The sequence below is a fragment of the Pseudomonas lyxosi genome, from assembly GCF_047758685.1.
Lineage (GTDB): Bacteria > Pseudomonadota > Gammaproteobacteria > Pseudomonadales > Pseudomonadaceae > Aquipseudomonas > Aquipseudomonas lyxosi.
The window spans coordinates 5,509,695-5,533,742 of record NZ_CP180481.1 but is presented as its reverse complement, the minus strand read 5'-3'; the positions used below and the strand labels follow the sequence as shown (position 1 = coordinate 5,533,742).

Annotated in this window: 22 protein-coding genes; 17 read left to right on the top strand and 5 right to left on the bottom strand. The window is 60.6% G+C overall.

Features of this window, described 5'->3' with window-relative positions; genetic code table 11:
- Positions 1-2 precede the first annotated feature (2 nt).
- From cobN to ACMXYI_RS25325, 4 genes are all read left to right on the top strand, one after another.
- On the top strand, positions 3-3,776 hold the full coding sequence (cobN, locus tag ACMXYI_RS25340; RefSeq protein WP_415769578.1) for a cobaltochelatase subunit CobN: 3,774 nt from the start codon (positions 3-5) through the stop codon (positions 3,774-3,776).
- Between the two features lie 151 nt (positions 3,777-3,927).
- Positions 3,928-4,926, top strand: a complete 999-nt coding sequence (locus ACMXYI_RS25335; protein WP_415769577.1) for an ATP-binding protein — start codon at positions 3,928-3,930, stop codon at positions 4,924-4,926.
- A gap of 119 nt (positions 4,927-5,045) precedes the next feature.
- Positions 5,046-5,585 carry a vWA domain-containing protein gene (locus tag ACMXYI_RS25330; protein ID WP_415769576.1) on the top strand — a complete coding sequence of 180 codons (540 nt, stop codon included), beginning with the start codon at positions 5,046-5,048 and terminating at the stop codon, positions 5,583-5,585.
- Between the two features lie 25 nt (positions 5,586-5,610).
- Positions 5,611-7,257, top strand: coding sequence for a phospholipase D-like domain-containing protein (locus ACMXYI_RS25325; RefSeq protein ID WP_415769575.1), 1,647 nt, complete (start codon positions 5,611-5,613; stop codon positions 7,255-7,257).
- 3 nt (positions 7,258-7,260) lie between these two features.
- On the opposite strand, the gene ACMXYI_RS25320 is transcribed toward ACMXYI_RS25325, so the two are convergent.
- Complete coding sequence (locus tag ACMXYI_RS25320; protein ID WP_415769574.1) at positions 7,261-8,487, bottom strand: NADH:flavin oxidoreductase/NADH oxidase family protein; 1,227 nt, start codon at positions 8,485-8,487, stop codon at positions 7,261-7,263.
- A 77-nt stretch (positions 8,488-8,564) separates the two neighbouring features.
- Between ACMXYI_RS25320 and ACMXYI_RS25315 the strand changes: the two genes are divergently transcribed.
- Positions 8,565-8,969, top strand: a complete 405-nt coding sequence (locus ACMXYI_RS25315; RefSeq protein WP_415769573.1) for a MerR family transcriptional regulator — start codon at positions 8,565-8,567, stop codon at positions 8,967-8,969.
- On the opposite strand, the gene ACMXYI_RS25310 is transcribed toward ACMXYI_RS25315, so the two are convergent.
- Positions 8,959-10,509, bottom strand: coding sequence for an MFS transporter (locus tag ACMXYI_RS25310; protein ID WP_415769572.1), 1,551 nt, complete (start codon positions 10,507-10,509; stop codon positions 8,959-8,961). The genes ACMXYI_RS25315 and ACMXYI_RS25310 overlap by 11 nt on opposite strands.
- Before the next feature lie 103 nt (positions 10,510-10,612).
- Between ACMXYI_RS25310 and ACMXYI_RS25305 the strand changes: the two genes are divergently transcribed.
- A complete protein-coding gene (locus ACMXYI_RS25305) occupies positions 10,613-11,479 on the top strand; it encodes a LysR family transcriptional regulator (RefSeq protein ID WP_415769571.1) in 867 nt (288 codons plus the stop codon).
- Between the two features lie 123 nt (positions 11,480-11,602).
- Here ACMXYI_RS25305 and ACMXYI_RS25300 read toward each other — a convergent pair whose 3' ends face one another.
- Positions 11,603-12,046: a thioredoxin family protein gene (locus ACMXYI_RS25300; RefSeq protein ID WP_415769570.1), complete on the bottom strand. Its 444-nt coding sequence runs from the start codon at positions 12,044-12,046 to the stop codon at positions 11,603-11,605.
- A gap of 391 nt (positions 12,047-12,437) precedes the next feature.
- On the opposite strand from ACMXYI_RS25300, the gene ACMXYI_RS25295 reads away from it, so the two are divergent.
- The 10 genes from ACMXYI_RS25295 to ACMXYI_RS25250 all read left to right on the top strand — a co-directional run bounded on the left by ACMXYI_RS25295 (position 12,438) and on the right by ACMXYI_RS25250 (position 19,913).
- Entirely contained in the window at positions 12,438-12,686 is a 249-nt protein-coding gene (locus ACMXYI_RS25295; RefSeq protein WP_095129765.1) for a type II toxin-antitoxin system Phd/YefM family antitoxin, read from the top strand.
- A complete protein-coding gene (locus ACMXYI_RS25290; RefSeq protein WP_415769569.1) occupies positions 12,676-12,957 on the top strand; it encodes a type II toxin-antitoxin system RelE family toxin in 282 nt (93 codons plus the stop codon). The genes ACMXYI_RS25295 and ACMXYI_RS25290 overlap by 11 nt, the downstream gene beginning before the upstream one ends.
- A 297-nt stretch (positions 12,958-13,254) precedes the next feature.
- A complete protein-coding gene (locus tag ACMXYI_RS25285; RefSeq protein WP_415769568.1) occupies positions 13,255-14,103 on the top strand; it encodes a transporter substrate-binding domain-containing protein in 849 nt (282 codons plus the stop codon).
- Positions 14,104-14,155: 52 nt separating this feature from the next.
- Positions 14,156-14,818 (top strand): amino acid ABC transporter permease, encoded by a 663-nt coding sequence (locus ACMXYI_RS25280; RefSeq protein ID WP_008015908.1) that lies wholly within the window; start codon positions 14,156-14,158, stop codon positions 14,816-14,818.
- A gap of 9 nt (positions 14,819-14,827) precedes the next feature.
- Entirely contained in the window at positions 14,828-15,490 is a 663-nt protein-coding gene (locus ACMXYI_RS25275; protein WP_415769567.1) for an amino acid ABC transporter permease, read from the top strand.
- A complete protein-coding gene (locus tag ACMXYI_RS25270) occupies positions 15,487-16,293 on the top strand; it encodes an amino acid ABC transporter ATP-binding protein (RefSeq protein WP_415769566.1) in 807 nt (268 codons plus the stop codon). The genes ACMXYI_RS25275 and ACMXYI_RS25270 overlap by 4 nt, the downstream gene beginning before the upstream one ends.
- A 30-nt stretch (positions 16,294-16,323) precedes the next feature.
- On the top strand, positions 16,324-16,713 hold the full coding sequence (locus ACMXYI_RS25265) for a RidA family protein (RefSeq protein WP_048392740.1): 390 nt from the start codon (positions 16,324-16,326) through the stop codon (positions 16,711-16,713).
- A gap of 82 nt (positions 16,714-16,795) precedes the next feature.
- The gene (locus ACMXYI_RS25260; RefSeq protein WP_415769565.1) at positions 16,796-17,560 is read left to right on the top strand and encodes an IclR family transcriptional regulator; all 765 of its coding nucleotides are present in this window, start codon (positions 16,796-16,798) and stop codon (positions 17,558-17,560) included.
- Between the two features lie 39 nt (positions 17,561-17,599).
- Positions 17,600-18,817: an amino acid deaminase gene (locus ACMXYI_RS25255; RefSeq protein ID WP_415769564.1), complete on the top strand. Its 1,218-nt coding sequence runs from the start codon at positions 17,600-17,602 to the stop codon at positions 18,815-18,817.
- Between the two features lie 160 nt (positions 18,818-18,977).
- The gene (locus ACMXYI_RS25250) at positions 18,978-19,913 is read left to right on the top strand and encodes a sugar kinase (RefSeq protein WP_415773981.1); all 936 of its coding nucleotides are present in this window, start codon (positions 18,978-18,980) and stop codon (positions 19,911-19,913) included.
- A gap of 11 nt (positions 19,914-19,924) precedes the next feature.
- Here ACMXYI_RS25250 and ACMXYI_RS25245 read toward each other — a convergent pair whose 3' ends face one another.
- Together ACMXYI_RS25245 and ACMXYI_RS25240 are read right to left on the bottom strand one after the other, a co-directional pair.
- Positions 19,925-20,200, bottom strand: a complete 276-nt coding sequence (locus tag ACMXYI_RS25245) for a peptidylprolyl isomerase (protein WP_007898282.1) — start codon at positions 20,198-20,200, stop codon at positions 19,925-19,927.
- A gap of 52 nt (positions 20,201-20,252) precedes the next feature.
- Positions 20,253-22,790 carry a PAS domain-containing hybrid sensor histidine kinase/response regulator gene (locus tag ACMXYI_RS25240; RefSeq protein WP_415769563.1) on the bottom strand — a complete coding sequence of 846 codons (2,538 nt, stop codon included), beginning with the start codon at positions 22,788-22,790 and terminating at the stop codon, positions 20,253-20,255.
- Between the two features lie 120 nt (positions 22,791-22,910).
- On the opposite strand from ACMXYI_RS25240, the gene ACMXYI_RS25235 reads away from it, so the two are divergent.
- Positions 22,911-24,020 carry a PilT/PilU family type 4a pilus ATPase gene (locus tag ACMXYI_RS25235; protein ID WP_415769562.1) on the top strand — a complete coding sequence of 370 codons (1,110 nt, stop codon included), beginning with the start codon at positions 22,911-22,913 and terminating at the stop codon, positions 24,018-24,020.
- Positions 24,021-24,048: the final 28 nt, after the last annotated feature.

Below are 24,048 nucleotides of genomic sequence, written 5' to 3'. Positions count from 1 at the left end.
CCATGCACCTGCTCAGGACCCAGCCCGGCGGTTTCGTGTCGGATGACAACATTGCCGACCTTGGACAAACCCCCGCCGAGCTGGTGATCCTGTGCAGCGGCGACTCCAGCCTCGCGCTGCTCGCCGAAGCCGCGCAGCAGTTGCCCGACGATTACCCCAGCGTGCGCCTGGCCAATCCGATGCAGGTGCAGAATCACGCCTCGGTCGATCTGTATGTCGACGAAGTGCTGCGCCACGCCAAGGTCGTTTTGATTTCGCTGCACGGCGGCATCGCCTATTGGCGCTATGGCATCGAGCAACTGGTGCAACTGTCGGAGCGCGGTGTGCAGCTGATTCTGGTCCCCGGCGATGACCGCCCAGACCCGGAACTCAGCGAGCTAAGCACGGTGGGCGCGGAAGACCGCGACCGCCTCTGGCAATTTCTGCGTCAAGGCGGCATGAGCAATGCCCTGGATTTCTTCCGCTGCCTCGCCAATCGTTGGCTGGACCGCGACTACGCCTGGGCCGATCCGCAAACCCTGCCGCGCACAGCGATCTACCACTCGCAAAAAAGCCCCGCTGAACTGAAGGATTGGCAAGCCGACTGGCAGGCCGATCAACCGGTCGCGGCGGTGCTGTTCTACCGCTCGCATTTGCAAGCGGCCAACACAGGCTTCATCGATGTTTTCTGCCAGCGTTTGCAGGCGGCAGGGTTGAATCCGTTGCCGATTGCCGTGGCGAGTTTGAAAGAGCCCGGCTGCCTGACGGTGGTCGAGGACCTGTTGGAGGAAGTCGAAGCCCGCGTGATTCTCAACACCACCGGTTTCGCGCAATCCAGCCCCGAAGCGCCGCACCTGCGACCGTTTCGCCGCAACATCCCGGTGATCCAGGCGATCTGTGCCCAGGACAACGAACCCGGTTGGCGCGCCAGCGAACAGGGCCTCGGTCCACGCGATCTGGCGATGCACATCGCATTGCCGGAACTGGACGGGCGGATCATCAGCCGACCGATCAGCTTCAAAGACCTGGCCTGGCGCAGCGAGCGCAGCCAATCCGATGTGGTCTGCTATCGACCACAACCGGAGCGCATGGATTTTGTCGCCGAACTGGCGCGGCGCTGGATCGATCTGGCGCGTGTGCCCAGCGCTGAAAAACGCATCGCTCTGATCCTCGCCAACTACCCGACCCGCGACGGGCGTATTGGAAACGGCGTCGGCCTCGACACGCCGGCCGCGGCGCTGAACATCCTGCGTGCGCTGCATAAAGAAGGTTATCCGCTGCCGGCCGAGTTGCCTGATAGCGGCACCGCGTTGATCCAGCAATTGCTCGGTGGCGTCAGCAATGACCTCGACACCCTCGACCAGCGCCCGTGTATGCAAAGCCTCGCGCTGGATGACTACAACCTGATGTTCAACGCCTTGCCCGAATCCAATCGCCAAGCCGTGCTGGAGCGGTGGGGCTCGCCCGAAAACGATCCGATGTTCCGTGGCGGGCGAATGATGATCGCCGGGCTGCGCTTTGGCCTGACCTTCGTCGGCATCCAACCGGCGCGGGGTTATCAGGTTGATCCGAGCGCGGTGTATCACGACCCGGACCTGGTGCCGCCTCACGGTTATCTGGCGTTCTACTTCTGGTTGCGCAACACCTATGGCGCCCACGGCGTGATCCACGTCGGCAAGCACGGCAACCTTGAATGGTTGCCGGGCAAAGGCGTCGGGCTGTCGGAGCATTGCTGGCCGGATGCGCTGCTCGGTCCGCTGCCGAACATCTATCCATTTATCGTCAACGATCCGGGCGAGGGCGCCCAGGCCAAGCGCCGTACGCAGGCGGTGATTATCGATCACCTGATGCCGCCGCTGACCCGCGCCGAAACTTACGGCCCGTTGCGCAACCTCGAATTACTCGCCGACGAGTATTACGAAGCGCAATTGCTCGATCCGCGCCGCGCCCGGGAATTGCAGCGCGACATCCTGCAACTGGTGCGCGATACGCACATCGACCGCGAACTGCAACTGGACGAAAAGCTCGACAGTGATGCCGATGCGGCGATCTGGTTGCCGCGTCTGGACACCTATTTGTGCGACTTGAAAGAGTCGCAGATCCGCGACGGTCTGCATGTGTTTGGCGAGTCGCCGACCGGGCGTTTGCGTATCGATACGTTGTTGGCGTTGCTGCGCATTCCGCGTGGCGATGGGCGTGGTGCGCAATCGAGTCTGCTGCGGGCCTTGGCCAAGGCGTTCACGTTGGGCTTCGATCCACTGGATTGTGCGCTTGCCGAGCCTTGGATCGGGCCGCGTCCGATTGAACTGCAAACCCTCACCGATGAAGTCTGGCGCACAGCAGGTGATACCCGCGAACGTCTGGAACTGTTTGCCGGGCAACTGATCGAGCAAGCCTTGATCACTGAGGTTGAGCAACTGAGCGAGCCCGGCTGGTCAGAGGTGAAAGCCATCGTCGACAGCCTGCGTGAAGTCGTCGCCCCGCGTCTGGACGCCTGCGGCCCGGCGGAAATGCGCGGTCTGCTCGACGCCCTCAGCGGCCGCTTCGTGCCGGCCGGCCCGAGCGGTGCGCCGAGTCGCGGACGGCTCGACGTGCTGCCAACCGGGCGCAACTTCTACTCGGTGGACGTGCGTAACCTGCCGACCACCACCGCGTGGCGTATCGGTTTCCAGTCGGCCAACCTGATTCTTGAACGACACCTGCAGGACCACGGCGATCACCTGCGTCAGCTCGGCCTGTCGGTGTGGGGCACCGCGACCATGCGTACCGGCGGCGACGACATCGCTCAGGCCATGGCGCTGATGGGCGTGCGCCCGGTCTGGGCCACGGGCAGTCAGCGGGTCGATGACTTCGAAATTCTGCCGCTGAGTCTGTTGGACCGTCCGCGCGTGGACGTGACGTTGCGCGTCTCCGGATTCTTCCGCGATGCCTTTGCCAATCTGATCCGCCTGTTCGACGCCGCCGTGCAAGCGGTCGCCGCCCTCGACGAGCCGGACGACCTCAACCCCTTGGCCGCCAAAGTGCGTGCCGAGCGCGAAGCGTTGATGCAATCGGGGCTGGATGAAGACTCGGCCAAGCGTCAGGCCGGTTGGCGCATCTTTGGTGCCAAACCCGGTGCTTACGGCGCGGGCGTGCAGGGCGCCATTGATGGTCGCCTGTGGCAAAGCCGCGACGACCTGGCCGAGGTTTATCTGAACTGGGGCGGCTACGCTTACGGCGGTTCTGACGAAGGCACCGCAGCGCGAGAGCAGTTCGCCCAGCGCCTGAGCCAGGTTCAGGCTGTGCTGCAAAACCAGGACAACCGTGAGCACGACTTGCTCGATTCCAACGACTATTACCAGTTCCAGGGCGGCATGCTCGCGGCGGTGGAAAGCCTCAGCGGTGAAGCGGCAGCCAGTTACCATGGCGATCACAGCCAGCCGGACTTGCCGAAGATCCGCACGTTGAAGGAAGAGCTGAACCGGGTGATTCGCTCCCGGGCAGCCAATCCGAAGTGGATCGACGGCGTGAAGCGCCACGGCTATAAAGGCGCGTTTGAACTGGCGGCGACGGTCGATAATCTGTTTGCGTTCGATGCCACTACGCAGCTGATCGACGATCACCAGTATGCGTTGCTGGCGGATGCGTATTTGCTGGATCCGGCGACCCGGGATTTTGTTCGTGAGCATAATCCGCATGCGTTGCGCGACATGACCGAGCGGATGCTGGAAGCGCAGCAGCGAGGGATGTGGAAGGAGCCGGGCGAGTATCGGGAGGCGCTGGAGAATTTGTTGCTGGATATAGAAGAAGACGGGTAGCTGACCGTAGCTGATCGTTCCCACGCTCCGCGTGGGAATGCAGCCCGGGACGCTCCGCGTCCCATCCAGAGCCGAACGCGGAGCGTCCGTTGAGGCATTCCCACGCGGAGCGTGGGAACGATCAATCACCGACCATGATGAGAAACCCGACATGACCGACACCCCGCATTTCCCGCTGTCCGCCGTGGTCGGCGCTGACGATCTGAAACTCGCCCTGTACCTGACCGCCATCGACCCGAAAATCGGCGGCGTTCTCATCGAAGGCCCCCGCGGCATGGCCAAGTCAACGCTGGCCCGAGGCCTGGCCGACTTGCTCGCCAGCGGCCAATTTGTCACCTTGCCGCTCGGCGCCACCGAAGAACGGCTGGTCGGCACGCTCGACCTGGACGCCGCCCTGAGCGAGGGCCGCGCACAGTTTTCCCCCGGCGTACTGGCCAAGGCCGACGGCGGCGTGCTCTACGTCGATGAAGTCAACCTGCTGCCCGATCACCTGGTGGACCTGCTGCTGGATGTGGCCGCCAGCGGCACTAACCTGATCGAGCGTGATGGCATTTCCCATCGGCATTCGGCGAAGTTCGTGCTGATCGGCACCATGAACCCGGAAGAGGGTGAGCTGCGTCCGCAATTGCTCGACCGCTTTGGCCTGAACGTCGCCCTCAGTGGTCACACAGCACCAACCGAGCGCGGGCAGATCATCCGGCGACGGCTGGATTTCGACAGCGATCCCCAGCGCTTCTGCGCCGAATGGGAAAGCCAACAGCAGTCGCTGCGCGAACGTTGCCAGAACGCGCGCAGCGCGCTGGCAAGCATTCCGCTCGACGATCATGCGCTGGCGCAGATTACCGAGCGCTGCTTTGCCGCCGGCGTCGACGGCTTGCGCGCTGACCTGGTCTGGTTGCGCGCGGCGCGTGCCCATGCAGCGTGGCGTGGGGCGGGCGCTATCGCCGAGGAAGATATCGACGCGGTCGCCGAGTTTGCCTTGCGCCATCGCCGCCGTGAGCCATCGCCACCGGCGCCGCAACAAAGTCAGCCGCCTTCTACCCAGCATTCCAACCCGAGCGAAGGCCAGGGCCAATGGGGTGAAATGCCCGCCCAGGCGCTCCCGGTCGGCGCACGCCGTGAAGTGCCGAGCTGGCCAAAAAAGCCCTAGGCATTCGCCCTCGATCTGACGCGGGGGCGAATGCCAGACCCCGCGCCGGACGACTGGACAATGGTAAACAGGGTAAACGTCACGCAGCACGCAGCGGCTCGATCAACTGGCCGGGCACATTGCTGAACGGCCGCCCGCGTCAACGCGACGATGTCTTGTTTCACCTGCGCACCCGTTCGCCCCACGAACTGTGGCTGGTGATCGTCGACGCCTCGGCTTCGACTCGTCGCCATCAGGCGTTGAGCGATGCCAAGGGCTTGCTCGCGCAACTGTTCGACGATGCCTATCGCCAACGCGCGCGCCTGGCGTTGCTCACCGCCAGTGGTCATGTGCCGAAATGGCAAGTGCAAGGGTTGAAAGCCTCCGCCGGTTTACGCAACTGGCTTGATGGCCTGGGAGCCGGCGGTGGTACGCCGTTGCTGGCGGCGCTGGGTGAGGCAGGGCGCTGGCTGACGGTCAGGCAGAAGCGTTTTCCGGCGGAGCATCAGCGCTTGTTGCTGGTGACCGATGGCCGATTGAAGGACTGGTCGATGTTGCCGGCGCTTGATTGTCCAGGGCTGTTGATTGACATCGAGCGCGGGCCGATTCGACTTGGGCGGGCTAAGGTGATGGCTACCGAGTTGCAGGCCGAGTATCGGCATATCGATGATATGGAGTGAACCGGAAAGATCACAGGAGTGAGTCATGCGCGTTCTAGCCGTCAACCATCAGGATGATTTTCGCGTCAAGGCCTACGCCGGCACCAATGGCGTGCTGTTGGCCATGGACCTGGCCGAACACCGCCGCAAAGGCCTCTTGGGTTTCGCCATCGAAAAACAGCAAGGCCCTAAGCCCTGGCTGTTCCTGTTCAACAGCCTGACCTTCCCCGGCAAGGTGCATACCTTTCCCCAGTTTCACGCCACCCCCAGCGACATCGCACCGTTGCAGAAATTTCGCTGGGCCGATTACGCGGTCAATCCGGGGATGACGATCCATTACCGAATCCACCTGGCCTACGGCAGCGTTGATGCGCCGCAACTGGGTGAATTCCTGGAAGTGACGGTCACCTCCGACAATGGTCAGCCGAATAACCAAAGTGTGATCTTCAATCGCGCGGTGGCTGCCAGCCAGGCGTTCCAGCGCAAGTTTCCCGAACTCGACGCGATGATCAGCGCCAACAAGAACCTGCCCATCGAAGCCTGGCCGGATGTCCCGCGGCAATGGCTGGAAAACGGTTTGCTCGGGCGTTTGCTGGGGTTTATCGAGCGTGCGGCGGATGGCCAGTGGGCGCTGGACATTGCCATCTACGAGTATGAATTGCAGGCCATTGTCGATGCGGTCAATGCCGCGTTCGAGCGTGGGGTAAACGTTCGAGTCCTGTATCACGCTCAACCGGGCGATGAAGACACCACCATGAACGAGGCCAGCCTGGAAAAAATCCCGGCAGAGAACAAGCGCGGGCGGGTCACCCACAATATCTTCCACAACAAATTCATGGTGCTGAGCCGGCTCGACGCAGCGGGGCAGCGTCAGCCCGAATCGGTGCTTTGCGGCAGCACCAATTTCACGCCCAACGGCGTTTACCGCCAGGCCAACGTGGTGCATGTGCTGGACGACGCACGCGTCAGCGCCAGCTATCTGCACACCTTCGAGCAGGTCTGGGCAAACCCGGCGGATGTCGGCGCCACCCGAAACTGGATCACCCAAAACAATCCGATGGATTCGCTGCAGCCGATGTTCGCCGGTTTCTCTCCGCGCTCGGGCAAAGGGGATCTGCAAGCGTTCGTCGAGATCATCAACGCGGCGAAAAAAGACGTGCTGTTCGTCACCGCGTTCGCCTTGCCCGACGACATCCTGAACGCCTTGCTCGGCCAGCCCCACGACGACATTTTGCGTTACGGCCTGCAAAACACCGCCAGCCGCATCACCGGTTTCCACGCCGACCGCACCGCCGAATTCGCCGCCACCGCGCTGCTCAACACCGGGCTGGAAGGCTGGCTGCGAGAGAATATGAAAGGCCAGAAGGGCAACCTGTTGGTGCACACCAAAGCCGTGGTGACGGACTTCACCAGCGATGCGCCGACGATCATCAGCGGCAGCCACAACCTCAGTGCCGCGGCCAGCAATGGCAATGACGAGAACTACCTGATCATTCGCGGTGATACCGATCTGGCAGACCGTTATGGTCTGGAACTGCTGCGGTTCTACGAGCATTACCGCTTTCGCTACTTCGCCAGGAAACTCGCGCTCAAGCAGGTCCATCCGTTGGCGGCGGATGACAGCTGGACCGATGATTACTATCGCGCGGGGGATTTGCGGATGCTGTCGAGAGTGCGCTTCTCGGGGCGATAAGCGCTATGACCTGTTCATCGCCTGCCGGTACTGACGAGTACGCCGGACGATGTACACGCGATCGAGAATCAACGCCCATAGCGCCGAAACATCGGGACGGGTCTTGCGCCCACGGCTCAGGCGATTGAGCTGGAATTTCACGACGGCCATGCTCGCCAGTGCCGCCAGGGGTTTGCGCTTCCAGCGAATCGGCGGCAGTTGCGGGTGACTGTTCTGACCTTCGCGCCAGCGTTTGACCAGTTGAGGTTCCAGCGCCAGCGCCGTGCCGATCCCGGCCATGGCGATGCCGCTGTCGAGCACCTGTTCGACGATCGCCAGGCGTCGAATCCCGCCCGTCACCATCACCGGCATGTTCGCCACACTGGCCAATTCTCCGGCCATCTCCAGAAAGTACGCTTCACGCGCCAGGGTCCGACCATCCCGGGCCTCGCCTTGCATGGCAGGGGCTTCGTAGCTGCCGCCGGAGAGTTCCAGCAGATCGATCGGTTGATCGTTTAGCCACTGGATGACTTGCCGGGCATCGTCCGCGTCGAAACCGCCGCGCTGGAAATCCGCGGAGTTGAGCTTCACCGCCACGCAAAATGTCGGCGACACGGTCTTGCGCACGGCGCTGACTACCGCCAGCAACAAGCGCGCGCGATTTTCCAGAGAACCGCCCCAGCGGTCGGTTCGGCGGTTGGTCAAGGGCGAGAGGAACTGGCTGATCAGATAACCGTGCGCGGCATGAATCTGCACCCCGGTGAAACCGGCCTTTTCCGCCAGGGCGGCGCTGGTGGCGAAACGTTGGATGACCTCTTCGATGTCGCGCTCGCTCATGGGTTTGGGTTCGGCAAACATCTTCGAGAACGCGCCCAGGTCCAGTGCCACCGCCGAAGGCGCCAGCGCTTGCTGGCCGAGGTTGGCCATGGTCTGACGGCCAGGATGATTGAGCTGCATCCAGAACTGCGCGCCACCGGCCCGACCGATGCTGGCCCATTGGCGAAAGCGTTCAAGGTGCCGCTCATCTTCCAGTACCACACCACCGGGGCCGGTCATGGCGCGGCGGTCGATCATTACGTTGCCGGTCAGCAACAGGCCGGTTTCGCCTTCGGCCCACGCCTGATACAGCCGGAACAAGGCCTCTGCGGGTGCCTGTTCGCTGTCAGCGAGGTTCTCTTCCATCGCGGCTTTGGCGATGCGGTTGCCGATGGTCTGGCCGTTGGGCAAATTCAATGCTTGGAAGGGCGACATGCTTGACTCCTCATCAGTGATGAGTAGAGGCTAAGCTTAAAGTTAACTTTAATGTCAAGCAGGCAAATGAGGCCTAGATGAAGATTGGTGAATTGGCGCAGTTAAGCGGGTTGAACGCGTCGCGCATTCGGTTTTACGAGGCTCAGGGTTTGATTCGGCAGGTGGAACGCCGGGCCAACGGTTACCGGCATTACCCCGACCAAGCGTTGCAAACCCTGAAAATCATCCTTTGCGCCCAGCAGGCCGGGTTCAGCCTGGAAGAGTTGAAGCAGTTGTTGCCGGACAGCGCGACCGGTGAGTTCAAGCAGGACGAATTGCTGGCGGGGCTTACGCGCAAAGTCGAACAGATCGAAGAGATGCAGCTGCACTTGGCGCACAGCAAGGCGCAGCTGTTGGAGGTGATCGACAACATTCAGTCGCGGCCCGAGCGCATGGGTTGCGAAGCGAATGCCCAGCGGGTATTGGCGAGGTTCAAGCCTTAGCGCCGAGGGTTGCAGTCGAGGGGGCAGGGATCGGATTGCGCATCAGCGTGCCCACCACCAGCGCACCCAGCAATGCCAACAATCCCGCGACCCACAACAACAGACTGAAGCCGCCGACGAAGGCTTGGCGGGCCAACGGCTCGACCACGGTGCGCGCGGTTTCCGGCAACAGGCCCATCGCCGCCGTCATATCGCCGGCCACCACCCGTGAAGCAATGCTCTGTGTTTGATCGAGCCATTGCGTGCCATGCTCCGACAGACTGGTGCGCAACAACAGCTCGGTATGACTGGACAGCAACGCGCCGAACACGCCGATGGCCAGCACGATGGCGCTGAAACGCATGGTGGTGCTCATGCCTGAGGCCATGCCGGTGCGCTCCCGTGGCACGCAAGCCATGATGTTCTTTTGCGTATCACCGTTGAGCAGTCCGGCACCGGCGCCCGTCACGGCAATCGCCAGGGCGAAGGGCAGGTAACCGCCGCTGCTGACCGCCCAGGCACTGAGCAGGTTGCCGCTGCCGACCAGGGTCAAACCGGCGGCCATCAATGTGGCGGGGGCAAATCGACTCGCCAGACGTACGCCGATGCGCGGGCAAATCAGCATCGTCAGGGCAAACGGCAACATCCCCAGGCCTGAAGCGATGGCCGAGAAACCCAGGCCGTTTTGCAGGTAGAACGGCAGCAGGGTCATCATCACCTGGGCGCAACCGGCGTAGGCAAACATGCCCAAGAGCGCGCCGATGAAGCGTGGATGCTTGAACAGTTGCAGGTCGACCATCGGCCGCCGCTGCATCCGTTCAATCACCACGAACAGCCCCAGCAACAGAGCGCCACCGATCAGCCGGGCGTAGGTCAGCGGGTTGCTCCAGCCGATCCGGTTCGCCTCGATCAGGCCCCAGATCAGGCACAGCAAACTCGCACTGAACGCCAGGCTGCCCCAGGGATCGAGGCGGGCGGACTGAGTGTCGCGGGACTCCGGCACGGCGCGCCAGACCATCACCATCAGGAACAAACCGACGGGCAGGTTAAGGTAGAAAATCCAGCGCCAGCCCAGGTATTCGGTGATCAGCCCGCCGACCGTCGGCGCGGCGGTCATCGCCACCCCCATGCACGCGCCCCAGAACGCCCAGGCCTTGGCCCGTTCCACTTCATCGTGAAAGGTGTGGCCGATGGAGGCGAGGGCCGAGGTCAGCAGCAAGGCGGCGCCGACACCCTTGATCGCCCGGGCGATGTCGAGGAACAGCGCATTGGGCGCGGCACCGCAACCGATGGACGCGAGGATGAAAATGGCCAACCCGCAGAGCAGGGTTTTCTGCCGACCAAAGCGGTCGGCGATGCTGCCAGCCGGCAACAAAAGGGCGGCGAAGGCCAACATGTAAGCGCTGACTACCCATTCGATGTCGGCAAAGTTTGCACCCAGGTCGCGGGCGATCGTAGGCAGGGTGACGGCGACAATGTTGGTGTCGAGAACGATCAGCGAGCAAACGCCTGAGGCTGTGAGTAATGTCAGTCGCGGGTTCACCTTGGGTTTGACGGGCATGGCAGCGTTTCTCTACTGTAAAAGTCAGTGCAGCTTATCGCCGGTTGCTACTTTCCTTGTTAGGTACGCCTTGTCACTTCATTACCTTTGAGCTAACGCATCGATGGATATTCGCCACTTTCGCTATTTCCTCGCCGTTGCCCGGCAAGGCAACTTCACCCGCGCCGCCGAACAACTCGGTATCGCTCCGCCGACCTTGACTCGACAGATCCAGGACATGGAGAACGAACTCGGCACGCGATTGTTCGTGCGCCAGACACGTGAAGTCAGCCTGACCGAGGCCGGCGCCGCGCTGGTGATCGAGGCCGAGGCGACCGTGCGGCAATTCGAATACGCGCAATACAACGCTCAGCGTGCCGGGCGCGGGGATATTGGCCATATCGAACTGGGTTACGTGGCTTCGGCAGTGTATTCGGGCTTGCTGCAGAAACAGGTACAAGCCTTCAGCCGCGAGTGTCCTGACGTCAGCCTCAACGTACGGGAAAGTCCCATGGCGTCATTGCCGGTGATGGTGGTCGAGGGGCGTTTCGATATTGGCTATGTCCGCTCACCCATGACCTTGCCCGAAGGCCTGGATGCCATTCGCCTGGATGCAGAAGGTTTTGTGTTGGCGCTGTCGGCCGAGTCCTGGTTATGCCGTCTGCCAGAGATTGCCCCGGAAAACTTGCAGAACGAGACGTTCATCCTGCCGGAGCAAATCAGCGGCACCTTGCAAGTCGCCGCCGAAGGCGGATTTGCGCCGAAACTGGGCGCGCAACCGGGTGGGTTGGTGGCGGTCATTGCGTTGGTGTCGTTGGGGCAGGGCTTGGCGGTGGTGCCAGAATCGGTGGTCGGGCATGTCAGTCTGCCGGGTGTCTTGTACCGGCCGATCAATAGGTATGAGGCGAGTTCCTGGTTGTCGTTGATCTATCGGCGATTCGAAAAATCCGCGGCGGTCGCCAGGTATATCGAACAGGTCAAGAATCGCTAAGCGCAAAAGCTTCGCGAGCAGGCTCGCTCCCACAATTGACCGAGTTACCCAAACAGTCACGGTCATCTGTGGGAGCGAGCCTGCTCGCGAAAGCGATCTTTCAAACACTGGAAATGACACGGATTAACCGCCAACCCGCCGATTCAACTGCCGGGTTGCGCGAGGCACAGTGCGCAACCTTCGCAGGGTCTGGCGCAACCACGCCAGATCGTGAACCGGTTTGCGCTTCACCGTTGCCGGTTTCACCTTGCCAATGTGCCTGGCGAAGTTTTCCTGCAGAGTTTGCTCGGTGCCGATTCCCTTGAGCTTTTTCAGCAACTTCCCCTCCTTGTAAAACAGCACAGTGGGTGTGCCGGTGACGTCCGGGTGGCGGGGGGATTCGGAGGTGTTCAACACATAGATGTTCGCATGATGACGGTATCGCTCGGCAACCTGGCGAAAGACCGGTTCCGCCCAATCACAGGCCGGGCAGTGTTCATTGCCGAAATACAGGATCACCGGCCGCCAGGTTTTCAGGGCCTTTTGGTAGACCGGGGCTAGCGCTGCATGGGTGTTTGTCGAGCTCATTGAAATCTCCTTTTTCACAACGGCCATTGACGGTCCGTCGACGGTAAAGGAAGGCGCAGGGATGGGTCTACTGTCAGAAATAACAGGTAGGTTTTCCTACGTAGACTTGGACACTCCTTACCGTGTTACAGGACCAACCCGACAGGACACACGGAAAGCTGGAAGCGTGTGGCGTGATACTTTTGTTCATTCTTCAATGGAGACAGTCATGGACTGTGGGAAAGGAGTGTCCGAATAGATGAGTACGAACCTGGAGCACAAGATCAATCCGCGAATCGAAGGGCAAAAAGCGGCAAGTTCTGAGCGCCTTCTTTATGACAAAAGGATAGAGGCAGATACGCTTCGGGGTGCTATTTTTAGCACTTCTAAAAGCACCCTAAGGAATAACTTCATGACACATATCGTGCTTTCGCAGGTGGTGGCCAGCATTTCTGAATTGAAAAAAAATCCGATGGGAACGGTCGCTGCCGGCGGTGGCCTGTCTGTTGCGATCCTTAACCGCAATGAGCCGGCTTTCTATTGTGTTCCCGCAAAAGAGTACGAAGCCATGATGAATCGCCTGGATGACTTGGAGTTACTTGCCCTTTGTAAAGAGCGGGAAAACGATCCAACCATAAAGGTTTCGATTGATGACCTATGAGCTGGAGTTTTCAGAAAAAGCCTGGAAAGAATGGAAAAAGCTCGGAGTAAATCTGAAGGACCAGTTCAAAAGGAAACTTCAGGAGCGTCTTGTAAACCCGCACGTTCCCGCTGACCGACTCAGCGGGCTTGGAAATGCGTACAAGATCAAGCTGCGTAGCGCCGGATATCGAATGGTATATCGCGTGCTCGATGATGTGCTGGTAGTGACCGTAATAGCAGTGGGGAAAAGAGAGAGGGGCGATGTTTACAAGGATGCAGCCGATCGCTGATTGGCCTTGTTAAATTTACTTTCCGGCTGCCTTGTCTAACGCAGCGCCGCACCGAATTAGCCCACCAAAACTCCAACTGTGAATCTGGTACCCGCATTTTGTAGTCAACGGTAGCGGTCGTTGACCTGTGCATTTCGTAACGTCCGGTCTTGTATTTCCTCCATCCATTTGATTCAAAACACTTTTCAATCTCCCCAACATTCCGTCCACATCCTGTGGCACACTTTCTGCTGTCTATTCCGTTGTTACACACCAACATCCGGTATAACGGAATAACATCACCCTGGAGTGCTTGCCATGCATCGCCGACCTTCCTTGTTTAAAGCGTGTGTTTTTGTTCTCGCGGCTTCGGCTGCTGCTATGGGCGTGGCCCAGGCAGCGGACAGCAAGCTCGATAGCGTGCTGGCCCGCGGGAAACTGATTGTGGGCACGGGCAGTACCAATGCGCCGTGGCACTTCCAGGGAGCGGATGGCAAGTTGCAGGGTTTTGATATCGATATCGCGCGGATGGTGGCCAAGGGGTTGTTCAACGACCCAAGCAAGGTCGAGTTCGTGGTGCAGTCGTCCGATGCGCGGATTCCCAACCTGCTGACCGACAAGGTCGACATGAGTTGCCAGTTCATTACCGTCACCGCCAGTCGTGCGCAGCAAGTGGCGTTCACGCTGCCGTACTACCGCGAAGGTGTCGGCCTGCTGTTGCCGGCCAACAGCAAGTACAAGGAAATCGAGGATCTGAAAGCCGCGGGTGACGGCGTGACCGTGGCGGTGCTGCAGAACGTGTACGCCGAAGAGCTGGTGCATCAAGCGTTGCCCAAGGCGAAGGTCGATCAGTATGACAGCGTTGATCTGATGTATCAGGCGGTGAACTCCGGTCGCGCCGACGCCGCGGCCACTGATCAGTCGTCGGTGAAATACCTGATGGTGCAGAACCAGGGGCGCTATCGCAGCCCGGCCTACGCCTGGAGCCCGCAAACCTACGCTTGCGCCGTCAAACGCGGCGATCAGGACTGGCTGAACTTCGTCAACACCACCCTGCATGAAGCCATGACCGGCGTGGAGTTCCCGACCTACGCGGCCTCCTTCAAGCAGTGGTTCGGTGTCGATCTCCCAACTCCAGCCATCGGTTTTCCCGTCGAATTCAAATGATCCCGTGAGAGCGGGGCGGTCATAAATCGCCCCGTTCAAGGTACCGCTGACCATGAACTATCAGTTGAATTTTGCCGCCGTGTGGCGCGATTTCGACACCTTGCTGGCGGGGCTCGGTCTGGGCCTCGAGCTGGCGCTGGTGTCGATCGCCATCGGTTGCGTGATCGGCCTGATGATGGCGTTTGCTTTGCTGTCAAAGCACCGCGCGTTGCGGGTGCTGGCGTCGGTGTATGTGACGGTGATCCGCAACACGCCGATTCTGGTGTTGATTCTGTTGATCTACTTCGCCTTACCCAGTCTGGGCATTCGTCTGGACAAGATCCCGTCGTTCATCATCACGCTGTCGCTGTATGCCGGGGCGTATCTGACCGAAGTGTTCCGCGGCGGGCTGTTGAGCATTCCCAAAGGCCAGCGCGAAGCGGGGTTGGCAATCGGTCTGGGCGAGTGGCAGGTCAAGGCGTATGTCACCGTGCCGGTGATGCTGCGCAATGTGCTGCCGGCCCTGTCGAACAATTTCATCTCGCTGTTCAAGGACACCTCGCTGGCCGCGGCGATTGCCGTGCCGGAGCTGACCTATTACGCGCGCAAGATCAATGTCGAGAGCTACCGGGTGATTGAAACCTGGCTGGTGACCACAGCGCTCTATGTGGCGGCCTGTTACCTCATTGCCATGATGCTGCGTTACCTCGAGCAGCGCCTGGCGATTCGCCGATAGGAGGCCCACATGTACGAATCCCCCAGTTGGTTGCATGAGTTATGGATTGCCCGGGAAGTTTTGTGGCAAGGCTTTTTGACCAGTGTGCAGGTCTCGGCGCTGGCGATTCTGTTGGGCACGATGGTCGGCATCGTCGCCGGTCTGGTGCTGACGTACGGCAGTTTCTGGATGCGTGCGCCGTTTCGGTTTTACGTCGACATCATTCGCGGCACGCCGGTGTTTGTATTGGTGCTCGCCTGCTTCTATATGGCACCCGCGCTGGGCTGGCAGATCAGTGCCTTTCAGGCTGGTGCGTTGGGGCTGACGCTGTTTTGCGGCTCCCACGTCGCCGAGATTGTGCGCGGCGCATTGCAAGCACTGCCCAGTGGTCAGATGGAAGCGAGCAAGGCCATTGGCCTGACGTTTTATCAAGCACTCGGTTACGTCCTGTTGCCTCAGGCGTTGCGGCAGATCTTGCCGACCTGGGTCAACTCGTCCACCGAGATCGTCAAGGCTTCGACGCTGTTGTCGGTGATCGGTGTGGCTGAATTGTTGCTCAGTACGCAGCAGATCATCGCCCGGACCTTCATGACCCTCGAGTTTTACCTGTTCGCCGGATTTCTGTTTTTCGTCATCAACTACGCCATCGAATTACTCGGCCGGCACATTGAAAAGCGGGTGGCCTTGCCATGACTCAATCTTCGCTCTCTAACGCAAAAGATGCTCAAAACAGTCAGCCCCTGCTGGACATTCGCGGGTTGCACAAAAAGTACGGCCAGCTCGAAGTGCTCAAGGGCGTCGACCTGACCATGCAGCGCGGCAACGTCGTGACGCTGATCGGTTCCAGCGGTTCGGGCAAGACCACGCTGCTGCGTTGCGTGAACATGCTCGAAGAGTTTCAGGGCGGGCAGATCATGCTCGATGGCGAGTCCATCGGTTATGACGAGGTCAACGGCAAACGCGTGCGGCACCCGGAAAAAGTCATCTCCCGGCATCGGGCCATGACCGGCATGGCGTTCCAGCAGTTCAACCTGTTTCCGCACCTCACGGCGTTGCAGAACGTCACCCTCGGTTTGCTCAAGGTCAAAAAGCTGCACAAGGATGAAGCGGTGGCCCTGGCGGAAAAATGGCTGGAGCGGGTCGGCTTGCTGGAACGTCGCGATCACTTCCCCGGTCAGTTGTCCGGTGGTCAGCAGCAGCGCGTGGCGATTGCCCGGGCGATTGCGATGAACCCGAGCCTGATGCTGTTCGACGAAGTCACTTCGGCCCTCGATCCGGAACTGGTCGGCGAGGTGTTGAGCGTGATCAAGGGCCTGGCCGAGGACGGCATGACCATGCTGCTGGTGACCCACGAAATGCGCTTCGCCTTCGAGGTCTCGGACAAGATCGTCTTCATGAATCAGGGGCGAATTGAAGAGCAGGGGCCCCCCAAGGAACTGTTCGAACGCCCGCAATCGCCACGACTGGCGGAATTTCTCAAGAACACGCGTTTTTAAATATCCACTTTTCAATCAGGAGAATTATTCATGAGCATTACTCGTTACGGCACCGGCAGCACCGCCGGTGGCGGCCAGCCCCGTCCTTTCGCCCGTGCCGTTGAGGCCGATGGCTGGCTGCACGTGTCCGGGCAAGTACCGGCGCTGGATGGCGAAATCATTGTGGGTGGCATCGTCGAACAGACTCACCAGACCATGAAGAACCTGATCGCGATTCTCGAAGAGGCTGGTTATGGCCTCGAAGATGTGGTGCGCACCGGTGTGTGGCTGGAAGACCCGCGGGATTTCTGGAGTTTCAACAAGGTGTTTTCCGAATACTTCAAAAGCGAACACGCCCCGGCCCGGGCCTGTGTGCAGGCGAACATGATGGTCGATTGCAAGGTCGAGATTGACTGCGTCGCGTACAAGAAAAAGACCTGAGGCTATAGATCGTTCCCACGCAGCGCGTGGGAACGATCATTGGCGGTAAACTCCCGGCCACTTTGAATGGGAACCTGAAGCAATGACCGAAGACACCATCAAGCGCCGGGCTCGCGGTCTGGACCGGGCGTTCGATATCCTCGATTTCCTCAAGGAAGTCGGCAAGCCCCTGCGCCCGAACGAAATCGCCAGCGGCATCGGCAGCCCGAAATCCACGGTCTACGAATTGGTTGCCTCCTTGCTGGAGCGACGGATTCTGGAGGCCGTGGGCAAGGACGGTCACGTCTACCTCGGCCGTCAGCTGTACTTCCTCGGGCAGGCGCATTTACGCCATTTTGATCTGACCCGCGAAGCCGACCATGCCTTGCAGGAGATCGTCAGCCAGACCCGCGAAACCGCGCAGATGTGCCTGCTCAACGGACGAAAATATACCGTGGCCTTGATGAAAGAGGGCGAGCGGCATTTCCGCATTTCCTCGGACATCGGCGAGAACGCGCCGATTCCCTGGACCGCTTCGGGGCGCCTGCTGCTGGCGCACTTGAGTGACCAGGAAATCGTCGACCTGATCGACCACGACGACTTCATCCTGCCCAACGGTGAACGCCTGCCGCTTGAACAGTTTCTCGGTGAAATCCGTCAGGCCGATATCGATGGCTTCTTCTCTTTCGATAGCGTTGCCGACACCTTTACCCATTGCTTCGCCGCCCCGGTGAAAGACCCGAACGGCGTGGCCATTGCGACCCTGTGTATCGTCGCCCCACGGGTCGATGCCAAGAACAATTACAACGACTACCGCCGGGTGCTGATTGACAGCGCCAACAGCCTGGCCCGTCGCATCAACGAATAACAGCGGCTGCCTGCGGCCGCGAATGTGAGGAGTTCGACCATGTTTTCTGCCAAAAATACTGCCACCGTGGAAAAGGGCTTTGCCCACACAGGCGCCAATCTGGTGCGCGACGTCAGCCTGCCTGCGCTGGTGCTGCACCGCGAAGCGCTGGAACACAACATTCGCTGGATGCAGACCTTTGTCAGCAACAGCGGTGCCGAACTCGCCCCCCACGGCAAAACCAGCATGACCCCGGCACTGTTTCGCCGCCAACTGGACGCCGGTGCCTGGGGCATCACCCTGGCCAGCGCCACGCAAACCCGCGCGGCTTACGCCCATGGCGTGCATCGGGTGCTGATGGCCAACCAATTGGTCGGTACGCCGAACATGGCGTTGATCGCCGATCTGCTGGCCGATCCGGCTTTTGACTTCCATTGCATGGTCGATCACCCGGACAACGTCGCTGACCTCGGAGCGTATTTTGCCTCCCGCGGTGTGCGCTTGAACGTGATGATCGAGTACGGCGTGGTCGGTGGTCGTTGCGGTTGCCGTACGGAAGACGAAGTGGTCGCGCTGGCCAAGGCCATAGCTGCACAACCGGCCCTGGCGCTGACCGGGATCGAAGGTTACGAAGGGGTGATTCACGGTGATCACGCGGTGAGCGGCATCCGTGCGTTCGCTGATTCTTTGGTGCGCCTGGCCGTGCAATTGCAGGACAGCGGCGCGTTCGCCATTCCCAAGCCGATCATCACTGCATCGGGTTCGTCCTGGTATGACCTGATCGCTGAATCCTTCGAAGCGCAGAACGCCAGCGGGCGTTTCCTCAGCGTGCTGCGTCCCGGCAGCTACGTGGCCCACGATCACGGCATCTACAAAGAAGCGCAATGCTGCGTGCTCGACCGCCGCAGCGACCTGCACGAAGGCCTGCGCCCGGCGCTGGAAGTCTGGGCTCACGTGCAGTCGTTGCCGGAACCGGGCTTTGCGGTGATCGCCCTGGGTAAACGCGACGTGGCCTACGACGCCGGGTTGCCGGTGCCGCTGTTGCGTTACAAGGCGGGCGTGGTGCCGGCGACGGGCGACGACGTCAGCGCCTGCAAGGTGACGGCAGTGATGGACCAGCATGCGTTCATGACCGTGGCGCCGGGGGTTGAGTTGCGGGTGGGGGACATTATTTCCTTTGGTACTTCGCACCCGTGCCTGACGTTCGACAAGTGGCGGATCGGGTGTCTGGTGGATGAGCAACTGAATGTCATCGAGACCATGGAAACCTGTTTCTAAGGCTTGATTCGCGTCCGGCCGTTTTGCGACCGCTTCGCGCTCGAACGCAGGCTTCGCCAGCTGCTACATAAAGCGGGTTCGCCACGCACTTGTAGCAGTTGCCGCAGGCTACGTCCGGCTGCGCAGCAGTCGTGAGCGGGTCACCATGAGAATTCAATTAATGAACACCATCAGCACCCTCGGGCCCAACACCCCGCGCATCGCCCTGATCGGCGAGTGCATGATCGAGTTGCAGCAACGCGCCGACGGCAGTCTGCAACAGAGTTTCGGCGGCGATACCTTGAACACGGCGGTCTACCTGTCCCGGGAGTTGGGGGAGGGCGGCACGGTGGATTACGTCACCGCCCTGGGCGACGACAGTTTCAGCGATGCCATGTGCCAGAGCTGGGCCGATGAAAACATCGGGCTCGGAATGGTCCAGCGCTTGCCCGGCCGATTGCCCGGCTTGTATTGCATCCAGACTGACGCCGCTGGTGAGCGGCGTTTTCTCTACTGGCGCAACGAGGCGGCGGTCCGTGATTGTTTCACCACCCCGGCCGCCGCGCCGATTCTGGCGGCTCTGCCGGATTACGATGTGCTGTATTTCAGCGGGATCACCCTGGCGGTACTGGGTGTGCAAGGTCGGGAGAAGTTACTGGAAACCCTGATCGAAGCCCGGCAGCGGGACGCGCGGATCGTGTTCGACAACAACTACCGGCCACGTTTGTGGGCGTCGATCGAGGACGCACGGGCGGCCTATCGCAGCGTTCTGCCCTATGTCGACCTCGCGTTGCTGACCGTCGACGACGAGCAGGCGCTGTTTCATTTTTCCGATTGCGAGGCGGTGTTTGCCGCTTACGAACAGATTGGCACGCCTGAAGTGGTACTCAAGCGTGGCGCCGAGGCGTGTCTGATTCGTTGTGATGGCGAGTCGTTTGAAGTGCCGGCGCAGGTGGTCGAGCGGGTGGTGGACACCACGGCGGCGGGGGATTCATTTAGCGCGGCGTATTTGGCCAGTCGCCTGAAAGGAGGCAGCCCGGTAGAGGCTGCTGAAGCGGGGCATCGGTTGGCGAGTCGGGTGATTCAGGTGCCGGGGGCATTGATCCCCCGAAACTGAAATACGATCGATCAATCCCGGTAAAACACCTGCACCAGGTGATACCCGAACTTGCTCTTGATCGGCCCGTGCACCACGCGCAGCGGTTTTTTGAAAATCACGGCATCGATAACCCCGACCATCTGCCCGGGCCGCACTTCACCCAGGTCGCCGCCGCGCTTGCCGGACGGGCAGGTGGAATACTTCTTGGCCAGCACATCGAAGGCTTCGCCCTTGGCGATGCGTTGTTTGAGCTGTTCGGCTTCTTCCGAGGTTTTCACCAGAATATGGCGGGCTTGAGCTTTCATGGGCAGTACCTTGCAACGGCGGTGGCAGCGGGGCGCGCGATTATGCCTTAACTCAGTCCGGTTGACCGATCATCTCGCGAATCTTGTTGGCCAACAGGTCAATGGAAAAGGGCTTGGCCACCATGTCCATGCCTTCCTCCAGAAAGCCTTGGCGCTCGGCGGCTTTTTCCGCGTAACCGGTCATGAACAGCACTTTGAGCTCGGGGCGATGCTGGCGCGCAATCTCCGCCAGTTGCCGACCGTTCATCCCTGGCAGCCCTACATCGGTGACCAGCAAATCGACCCGCAGGTCGGATTCCAGCAGGGGCAGGGCGGTCTTCGCGTCTTTGGCTTCATGGGCGTGATAACCCAGCTCGTTGAGCAGGTCGAGCACCAGCATGCGCACCGCCGGGTCGTCCTCCACCAACACCACGGTTTCACCGGCAATCGCGGCCGGTGCCTCGCTGGTGACCGGCATCAGGATGTTTTCGGGCTCTGCGGCGTGCAGCCGCGGCAGATACAGGCGGACGCTGGTGCCCTGGCCCGGCAAGCTGAACAGGCTGACATGCCCACCCGACTGCTGGGCAAAACCATAGATCATCGACAGCCCAAGACCGGTGCCCTGGCCGATGGGTTTGGTGGTGAAGAACGGGTCGAAGGCCTTGGCCAGCACTGACGGTGTCATGCCGCTACCGTTGTCGCTGACGGCAATCATCAGGTAATCCCCGGCCTTGACCGGTTCCAGAGTGTTGATGTCACTGCTGTCGAGATAAACGTTGGCAGTTTCGATCCGCAACTCGCCGCCATCGGGCATGGCGTCCCGGGCGTTGATCACCAGATTGAGCAGGGCATTTTCCAGCTGGCTGACGTCGGTGCTGACGGGCCAGACGTCATCGGCCAGTTGCAGTTTGAGCTCGATGTGGTCGCCTTTGGTCCGGCTGAGCAGATCTTCCAGGGAATGGATCAGATCATTGGCGTTCAGCGGTTTGCGGTCCAGTGACTGACGTCGGGAAAACGCCAGCAGGCGATGGGTCAGGGCGGCGGCGCGGTTGGCCGAGGACACTGCCGCCTCGGTGAAACGGCTCACCTCGGCGGCGCGCCCGTCGGCGATGTAGCGCTGCATCAAATCGAGGCTGCCGATGATCCCGGTGAGCATATTGTTGAAGTCATGGGCGATGCCGCCGGTGAGCTGGCCGAGCGCTTCCATCTTCTGCGCATGCCGCAACGCCTCTTCGGCGCGCTCGCGTTCAAACATCTCGTTCTGCAGTCGCTGGTTGGCTTCGGCCAGTTGTTGGGTGCGGGCGGCGACTCTTTCTTCGAGCGTTTCGTTGAGGTTGCGCAGGGCTTCTTCGGTCTGTTTGCGCTCGGTTTCGTCAATCACAAAGATGTAGAAACCATTGACCGCACCATCCGCGCCGTGGCGCGGCAAGTAGTTCATCAGGGCATGGCGGACGCTGCCGTCACGGTGCGGGGTGCTGATGCTGAAACAACAAGGCTTGCCGGACAGCGCCTGGGCGATGTGCTCGGCGCGCAAGGCGTAAGCTTCTTCACCCAGTACTTCACGGATGGTTTTGCCAAAGAGCTCCTGAGGTGTCAGCCCGTACCAGTCGAGGTAGGCCGCATTGTTCAGGCGAAAGCGTTCCTCGCGGTCCACGTAGCTGATCAGGATCGGCATGGCGTTGATGATCAGTTGCAGCTCGGTCTGACTTTGCCGCAAGGCTTGTTCTGTGTGTTTTCGTTCGGTCAGGTCCAGGGCGGCGCCGAGGAAGCGGATCGGCCGGCCATGGTGGTCCTTGTAGCAACGACCCCGGGCAAATACCCAGCGCAGCTGACCGTTGGCCTGCAGCAGGCGATATTCCTCGGCATACTCGGTGCCGTGGGTGATGGAGTGCTTGATGCTGCGGGCGACCATGGCGCGGTCTTCCGGGTGCACCCCCTGAAGGTAGGCGCTGATGGGCAACTGATTGGCGAGCAGCGGGTCGATGCCGTGTAATTGGGCGAAGTGGGTATCGGCAATGAAGCGGTCTTCGTTTATGTCCCAGTCCCAGGTGCCGACGGCGTCAGTGGCGGCGAGGGCCAGTTGCAGACGCTCCTCGGTTTCGTGCTGGGCCTTGAGGCTGGCGGCCGAACGCTGTTCGAGCTCGAGGGCGATACGTCGGCGTTCGTTGGTTTCGATGGCCGTGACCAGAATCCCGGCGACCTGGGCGCGTTCATCGCGGATGGGACTGTAGGTCAGGTCCAGCCAGAAGTCGGAATCATGGCCATCACGCTGCAAGGTGAAGCGCTGTTCGCTGTAGGTCCGCACCTGCCCTTGTAGGACGGCGCTGTAAATGGGGTCGGTAAAGTCTTTTAACTCAGGCCAGATCAGGTGTGTCGGCTGTCCGAAAGCATGTGGATGCTTGCTGCCGGCCAGCAGGGCGAAGCCGTCGTTGTAGATCTGCGTGAGCTGCGGCCCCCACAGCAACAGCATGGGCATCGGCGAATGAATCACGATATCCACGGCGGTTCGCAGGCTCTGCGGCCAGGTACTGGCGGCGCCCAGCGGGCTGCGTCTCCAGTCCAGTCGGGCAATCAAGGCCTGGGCATCGCTGCCGGTCGGTGATGCGTTCATCAAAATGTCCTGCACTTAAGTCGGTGTAGCGGTGTCAACTATCCTTGTACCGCAGTAGACGCGGAATGACCCGTTTTGGGTCATTTTTATTCATTGAATGCTTCGCGGGTGCTTTTTGCCATGGAAATCGATGCACTGTTAAGGCTCCTGGCCAGCCAGAATGGCTCCGATCTTTATCTGTCTACCGGTGCGCCACCCAGCGCACGGTTCGAGGGTGTGCTCAAACCCTTGGCCGATCAGCCGTTCAAACCGGGAGAAGTTGCGGCCATTGCCGCGTCCATCATGGACGCCGAACAGCGTCTGGAGTTCGACCGGGAGCTGGAGATGAACCTGGCCATCTCTTTGACCGGTGTCGGGCGCTTTCGGGTCAATATCTTCAAACAACGCAACGATGTGTCTATCGTGGCGCGCAATATCAAACTCGACATTCCGCGATTCGAAGACCTCAAGTTGCCACCGGTGCTGCTCGAAACGGTGATGCTCAAACAAGGACTGATGCTGTTCGTCGGCGCTACCGACTCGGGCAAGTCAACTTCGCTGGCCGCGTTGATCGACTACCGCAATCGCCACAGCAGCGGCCACATCATCACCATTGAAGACCCGGTCGAATACATCCATCGGCACAAGAAGTCGATCATCAACCAGCGTGAGGTCGGCGTCGATACCCGCAGTTTTCACACCGCCTTGAAAAACACCCTGCGCCAGGCACCTGACGTGGTGCTGATCGGCGAAATCCGTGACCGCGAGACGATGGAGCATGCGCTGGCGTTTGCCGATACCGGTCATCTGGTGATTTCCACCCTGCATGCCCACAACGCCCATCAGGCGCTGGACCGGATTATCAACTTCTTCCCCGAAGAACGCCGGACGCAGTTGCTTCATGATCTGGGCAACAACCTCAAGGCGTTCGTGTCCCAGCGGTTGGTACACACCCGGGACGGTCGGCGACGGGCGGCGGTGGAAGTGATGATCGGCACGCCGACCATTGGCGATCTGATCCGGCGCAATGAGTTTTCCGAACTCAAGGGGATTATGGAGAAGTCTGTGGAGCAGGGGATGCAGACGTTTGACGGTGCGCTATTCGAGTTGGTCGCAGAGGGGGCTATCGATGAGGAGGAAGCGTTGAAGCATGCGGATTCGGTGAACAATTTGCGCCTGCGGCTGAAGCTGCACGCCGAAGCATCACCGGGCCCCCACGCACCGCCGGGTGAATGGGGACTGATGGATTAAGTCGGGCGACGACGATCAAAAAATGTGG